The 6,914-nt window shown below is 35.3% G+C and carries 5 protein-coding genes; 2 read left to right on the top strand and 3 right to left on the bottom strand.

Going from position 1 to position 6,914, the window contains the following annotated elements; translation table 11 throughout:
- Positions 1–396: 396 nt before the first annotated feature.
- Positions 397–999, bottom strand: coding sequence for a 30S ribosomal protein S4 (gene rpsD / locus AMS59_RS17480; protein WP_053485007.1), 603 nt, complete (start codon positions 997–999; stop codon positions 397–399).
- Between the two features lie 455 nt (positions 1,000–1,454).
- Between rpsD and AMS59_RS17475 the strand changes: the two genes are divergently transcribed.
- Positions 1,455–3,335, top strand: a complete 1,881-nt coding sequence (locus AMS59_RS17475; RefSeq protein ID WP_053485006.1) for a sensor domain-containing diguanylate cyclase — start codon at positions 1,455–1,457, stop codon at positions 3,333–3,335.
- 265 nt (positions 3,336–3,600) lie between these two features.
- Here the strand turns inward: AMS59_RS17475 and AMS59_RS17470 are convergent, their stop codons facing one another.
- Complete coding sequence (locus tag AMS59_RS17470) at positions 3,601–4,080, bottom strand: GAF domain-containing protein (RefSeq protein ID WP_053485005.1); 480 nt, start codon at positions 4,078–4,080, stop codon at positions 3,601–3,603.
- Between the two features lie 20 nt (positions 4,081–4,100).
- Positions 4,101–4,898, bottom strand: coding sequence for a histidinol-phosphatase HisJ (gene hisJ, locus AMS59_RS17465; protein ID WP_053485004.1), 798 nt, complete (start codon positions 4,896–4,898; stop codon positions 4,101–4,103).
- Positions 4,899–5,088: 190 nt separating this feature from the next.
- Between hisJ and ezrA the strand changes: the two genes are divergently transcribed.
- The gene (ezrA, locus tag AMS59_RS17460; RefSeq protein ID WP_053485003.1) at positions 5,089–6,789 is read left to right on the top strand and encodes a septation ring formation regulator EzrA; all 1,701 of its coding nucleotides are present in this window, start codon (positions 5,089–5,091) and stop codon (positions 6,787–6,789) included.
- Positions 6,790–6,914: the final 125 nt, after the last annotated feature.

Raw genomic sequence — 6,914 nt, 5'->3', positions numbered from 1 at the left:
CATGTCTTCGTTTTTACTCTAAAAAGGCGGAATAATAAATCTGAAATTTCAGTTAAAATTCATGCGACGGTAGTGAAAAATTCTCTATCATATTTTTGTCTTGAGTTGCTTCTTTATATTCGAGTGAGTTTGGCAAAACATTTTACCAGATGGGCAAGATCGGGTAGTGTTAAAGCCAGTTGGAGATACGTGATAGATTATGAATTATATATAGCTCTCTTATTTATTTGATAAGGGAGCAAAAAAAGATTGAAGTAGTAGCCCCAATCTAAAGCCCCAAAACAATGACTTTTAATGCATCATTGTGCATTGTCAATAAAAAGCAAAAACCCTAGAGAACCTTGGTATAAAAGGTTTTCTAGGGTTTTTTAAACTACTCTTTGCAGAGCAATTTAATTAACGAGAGTAGTACTCTACGATGAATGCTTCGTTGATTTCAGCTGATAATTCAGAACGCTCTGGAAGGCGAGTAAATGTACCTTCTTTTTTGTCAGCATCAAATGTTAAGTAGTCAGGTACGAAGTTGTTTACTTCGATTGCTTCTGTTACTACAGCAAGGTTTTGAGATTTTTCACGAAGAGAAATCGTTTGACCTGGTTTTACGCTGAATGAAGGAATATCAACGCGTTTGCCATCTACTAAGATGTGGCCGTGGTTTACTAATTGACGAGATCCACGACGAGTACGAGCTAAACCTAAACGGTAAACTAGGTTGTCAAGGCGAGTTTCAAGAAGGATCATGAAGTTTTCACCGTGAACACCTTTCATTTTACCAGCGCGGTCGAATAGAGTACGGAATTGACGTTCGTTCATGCCGTACATGTGACGAAGTTTTTGTTTTTCTTGAAGTTGTAAACCGTATTCTGATAATTTTTTACGTTGGTTTGGACCGTGTTGACCTGGTGCGTAAGGACGTTTTTCGATTTCTTTACCTGTACCGCTTAGTGAGATACCAAGACGACGTGATAATTTCCAAGATGGACCTGTATAACGAGACATATTGTTGTCTCCTCCTTTAAATTTGGTTTTTTTGTTGTAAAACAAAAACCAGTAGTACCCATTCTTATACGCATTTTATTTTCATGTATTTTCGCCTATGCAGCCGTTAGGTTACACAATACACCATCTGAATCAGTTAAGTGTTACAAAATGAAATAGAGGAATAAAATACAGTAATAAGCTTATACCACTGCTGCGTTTATTTTACACAAACTCCATTGTAACTGCTTATTATATAGACGTCAATTATTAGGCTAACTATTTTTGAAAAATGGATAATAGTAAAAATTCCCTCTATATACATATTGCGATAGTCGGTAATAGTCAATGATACAGTGTAATATGTAAAATGTAAAAGTGAAATAGAATAACATAGTCAAAATGACACAAATTATGTATAATATACTATAAGTTAATAGTAATTGATTTGGACGTTATATAGAAAAGGTGATTTCATGACAGACCATTTACAAACGCTAAAATATATAAAATCAGATGTTTTAAGCATTTGGGTGAGTTCTAAGGAACAAGCTAGTTTTAATGGGTATTTTGACTCGTTGAAACAGTGTCTAAAGAAGCGCTTTGGAATTGTAAATGTGGAATTTCTCGGTTTAGAAGGTAATTCTTTAATACCTGTTGAAGAGATGGCTACTGTAACAATTGAAACAAAACTAAATGCTGTGTCATGGTTAATGATTGAAGCTAGCTTTTATCAACAGAAGATGGTGAAAATTCCCTATATATTAAAAGAAAAAGACGAATTTATGACGATGACCGATATGGTGCTTTTCCAAGCAGAAGGCAAAAACCCAATTGGTGTGCTACTTGTCGAGGCAACCGATGCTTGGACAGACTTTATGACTTCGGATTACGGAGAAAAGTTTGTTGAAACGCTTACAAAGGTTTTTCAGTTGACTAGAGAAAATTTTGAAGTAAAAGTGAATGAAGACCAATATAGAAAATTGTACAATATGACAGATTTATTTCATTCCACTATGGATATTGATTTAATTTTAGAAAATGTTTTAAAAAATATTAAGGATAATTTCCCAGAGTTTAGTGCGGAGCTTATACTATCGAATGATCAAGACCGCCATACGACTATCGATATTAAGCTTTTTGATTACTTATCTGAAAGACCTGCGACTATTGAGGCTTTTGTCTCAGGAGAGCTGACAACGGAGCTTGCAAGCGATTTAAATTGTCGATTATTAAACGCCCCTATAAAAGGGAGACAAGCTATTTATGGTATTTTACAAGTAAGTGCACCTACAACATATCTTTTTTCAACGACTGAAAAAGACTTTGTGCGAATGCTAGCACAAACATCAGGAAATGCGCTTGAAAATGCAAAATTATATCATCAATCACATCGCCTAGTAAGTGATTTACAACTCATCAATGAAACATCGCATCGTTTAAATATGAGGATTGACATTCATGAAATGTTACTTTTCCTTCAAAAACAGTTAATGAAATCCTTTCAACCAATGGAAGTTTGTTTCGCGTTTAAACATCATGACACCTTTAAAGTGACGGATGCGAGTACAGCCTTATTCAATGCAGAAAAGGGTCAAACCTATATAAAACATGTTGAACAACATTTTGAGCATACCGATGATCCACTATTTATTGCAGATTTCAGTCGATTAACCCCTAATCAAATTGAATATCGTTCAATTATGGCAATCCCAATTTTAATGGAAGAAAAAATTAATGGCTTTAGTATTGTGTTACACAAGGAGCCATATTTCTTTTCATTTGACAGCTTTAAATTAATGCAATCATTAATCCATCACTCTTCTTTAGCAATTGCAAACTCAATATTACGAAATCAACTTCAGGAAATGGTAGATTTGGATCATTTGACGAAATTGTACGCAAGAAGTTATTTAGACCAGTATGTAGAAAAGTCGCTTAAAAATGATCAATCAGGAATGTTCTTACTCATTGATATTGATAATTTCAAACGCATTAACGATACGTATGGTCACCAAATTGGTGATAAGATTCTTATGCAAATTGCATCAAGGTTAAAAGAAACAATTGGAACTCGTGGAATTTGTGCACGCTGGGGTGGAGAAGAAATGTCTGTGTATATTCCAAATATTGATGAGCAAGAAGCAATCGAATTAGCAGCAGCAATCGTTGCAGTAATTCCAAGTACAACAGATCCTCAGGTGACAATTTCAGCAGGTCTCATAACATGGGATGAACAGTACCGTCCAGCGTTTCAATCTGTTTTCCTTCATGCAGATACAGCGCTTTATGAAGCAAAAAACAGTGGTAAAAATCGTTTTTGTATTCATGATCGATCGTATCTAACAAATTCATAATGTAATAAAAGTAAACAGATGTTTTTGAAAATAAAACGTCAGCCTGATGAGCTGAAATGCCCTGAAATGACAATAAATCATTTCAGGGCATTTTTTTATCCCGTATTAACGGGCAGTAATTTATCTATATCAAAAGAGAAGCGTCGGGTCCGCTTCAAATTCAATGAGAGTAAAGAAATACGGGGAGGCTAACTGCCCGTAAAAACCCGATTGGTGAAGACTAATAATCAGTGGGGGAAAGAACCCCACTGATTAAAGTTTCACTTTATAAATGGAGGAGTAAGGTCTGTACGAATAGCTCTAACCCTTCTTGATCTTCCTTAGAAAAACGATTTACGATTGGACTGTCGATATCGAGAACGCCGATGACCTGTCCTTCTTTTATCAAGGGAATAACGATTTCGGATTGGGACGCGGCATCACAGGCAATATGCCCTGGAAAATCATGTACGTCTTTTACCACTATTGTTTCTTCTTTGCCTACAGCTGTTCCACAAACGCCGCGTCCGATTGGTATTCTGACGCAGGCAGGTAAGCCCTGAAATGGTCCTAATACAAGTTCCTCCCCCTGTAATAGATAAAAACCGACCCAGTTAATGTTTGACAGAAACTGATTTAGTAATGCAGAAGCGTTACTAAAATTAGCAATGCGATCGCTTTCTCCTGTAAGCAGAGCATCTAACTGTTTTGCTAAAGTATTATATTGCTCAGCAATAGGCCCATCATAATTAATTTGTGTAAACATACAAGCACCCCATTTGAAAGTTATTTATTTTGGAATATAACATTATAGTGTTGATGTAAATCAGCAACACTATGAGCATCTGAACCGAAAACAATTGGTAGCCCAATAGATTTACTATAATCAATAAAGGAAAATGGTGGATAAGGTTCCTGGCAATATGTTTTACTTAAACCAGCGCTATTTAAATCTAGCTCATAGCTTTCTTCCTTCATTAAATCTAAAACTTCTCGAATCCGCGCAGAATCATCAATTTTCACCATATGTGCTAATTGAAATTTATGAATAAGTGAAGGATGCCCAATGCGCTTAGGCTTGTATTGCCCTAAATCTGCTTTAATGGATTGTAGGACGGTATCATAATATAAATTATACACTTGTTCGATAGAGCCAACTTTTTTTGAAAAAGCCATAAAACTTTCTGGAGAAAAGTCAATGCATTCAAAGGTATTTTGCCATTGTAAAAAATGGACCGATAAAATAGAGTCATTTAAAAAGTGTCCATATGTATTAAGAAATTGACGAGTTTCTTCTTCAAAGCCTTGAATGTAGTCAACCTCTAGACCTATATGAATGCGGATGTCTTGTGCATACTCCTTTTGAAGGCGCTGTAAATCTTCAAAATAAGGCATTAAAAATTCTGGATTCATTCCACTATCTTGCTGAGGTGTAGGGTCAACAAAATTCAGTGGTAATGGTGCATGTTCTGTAAAGGTGATATCTGTAAAGTTATGGGAGATAGCTTTTTCTATATATTGCTTAAATGAATCAGAAGTACCGTGTGGACAATATGGACTATGAACATGGCCGTCACATTTCATAAAATAACCACTCCTTTAGCTATTGATAATAACACTTCTATTTGCGACAATTGTTCAAAAATTACGTAGGTGTTATTCTTGAAAGGTGTATATACAGAAAAAACACTCAAATTTTAGTACAAAAGGCGATAACATAGTATATAATAAATACAACTAGCCAATTCGTTTATTGTAGAATAGGAGGCTTACGATGGAGTATATCATCATTCCGGTTATCCTACTATTAATTTTAGCGATAGTAGGATTTATGATGCGACGAAAACATACAACAATCATTGCTAAACTTGAAAATGAAAAATCACAAATACAAAACAATCCTATAAATGAGGAAATTTCAAAAGTTAAATCTTTAAACATGAACGGTGAAACAGAAGAGATGTTTGAACGATGGCGTAATAGTTGGGATGAAGTCATCGATGTACATATGACAAAAATTGATTCACTTTTATTTGACGCAGAGGATCAAATCAATAGACTTCGTTTTAATAAAGCAACGTTAATTGAACGTGAGATAGAAGATTACATTCAAAAATGTGAACAAGATAAAGATAAAATCTTAGAAGAACTAAATGAATTAATTGGCAGCGAAGAAAAAAATCGTATTGAAATTGAACAATTAAAAGAATACTATCGCTCTGCACGTAAAACATTGTTAGCGCACCAACATTCATTTGGTGTAGCATTACCGGCTTTGGAGAAAAAGCTGGAGACGTTTGTTCAAAAGTTTGAGGAATTCGATGTGCTTACAAGCGAAGGGAATTATTTACAGGCAAGAGAAATTGTTATTGGCTTGAACCAAGAGTCACAGCAGACGTTTGAATACATTAATGATGTCCCAACAATTTTAACTGAATTGCAAGTAAAGCTACCAGGAGCGGTACAGGAATTACGTAGTGGCCAGCGTGAAATGGAGGAGCAATCCTATTATTTACAGCATTTAGAGCTAACGAAGGCGCTGGATAAATTTGAAGAGGAATTTGCGACATTAAAAAATGAATTAGCAGAGCTTAATCTAATCGTTGTTAAGCCACGTGTTGCTGAAATAAATGACGAGATTGATCAATATTACGATCTGCTCGAAAAAGAGGTTATTGCTAAAAATTATGTTGATCAAAATTGTGATCGTTTATTAAGCTCAATCACCAATGTTATTGGTTCAACAAGATTGGTAAGTGATGAAGCAACCTTTGTGCAGCAAAGCTATCGTTTAAATGAGAAAGATGCAGAAATTCCAAAAGCTGCATTAAAGCAATTAGAGGCTTTACAACGTCGCTATGACTTATTGGCGATGCGTGTTAAAGAGGAAAAATCTGCATACTCAAGTTTGCAGGAAGAATTGATTGAAATTAGCGAGGAGCTTGAAGGCATTCATGAGGAGCAAGGCAATTTGTCAAATACGATGAAGAAGCTACGAATTGATGAAAATAAGGCTCGCACGCAAGTAGAAAACTTAAAGAAAACATTACAAGAAACAGATCGTCTATTGAATAAGGCTAATATTCCAGGTATTCCTGAAGAGATGGATGCCCGTCTAGATGAAGCAGCAGAGCATATTTATGTAGTAATGCAAAGCCTGCAAGAGGTACCTCTCAACATGGGAGCAGTTCATAATAACTTAAATGCTGCAACACTTTGTGTAGAGGATGTAAAAGCGAAGGCACATGAATTGATTGAAAATGTAATGCTAATTGAACGTATTATTCAGTATGGTAATCGTCATCGTGCAACAAATCCAAAATTGCATACTCGTTTAAAAGAAGCAGAAGCATCTTTCAATCAATTCCGCTATTCCAAGGCATTAGAAGAGGCTGGAACGGCAGTTGAAGAAATGGAGCCAGGTGCGTTAAAGCGAATTCAAGAACTTGTAGCAGAAGAAACAATAACAAAATAGTCAAGTATAATAAAAAATTACATCAGCTGTCTAAAAGGTTTAGTTATTACTTTTTAGACAGCTTTGTTATTAAAAGGCCAATTTGTTTGTTGAGGTATTCATACGATTTTTCAGACGTTTGCGTG

Origin of the sequence: Lysinibacillus sp. FJAT-14745 (assembly GCF_001275675.1) — a bacterium.
Taxonomy (GTDB): Bacteria; Bacillota; Bacilli; order Bacillales_A; family Planococcaceae; genus Lysinibacillus.
The sequence above is the reverse complement of the archived record's forward strand: the minus strand, read 5'-3'. Positions and strand labels throughout refer to the sequence as shown.

Coding starts and splice junctions, on each gene's coding strand:
- AMS59_RS17470 (WP_053485005.1), bottom strand. CDS start 4,080: ATGTTTACACAAATTAATTATGATGGGCCTATTGCTGAGCAATATAAT.
- AMS59_RS17475 (WP_053485006.1), top strand. CDS start 1,455: ATGACAGACCATTTACAAACGCTAAAATATATAAAATCAGATGTTTTA.
- rpsD (WP_053485007.1), bottom strand. CDS start 999: ATGTCTCGTTATACAGGTCCATCTTGGAAATTATCACGTCGTCTTGGT.
- hisJ (WP_053485004.1), bottom strand. CDS start 4,898: ATGAAATGTGACGGCCATGTTCATAGTCCATATTGTCCACACGGTACT.
- ezrA (WP_053485003.1), top strand. CDS start 5,089: ATGGAGTATATCATCATTCCGGTTATCCTACTATTAATTTTAGCGATA.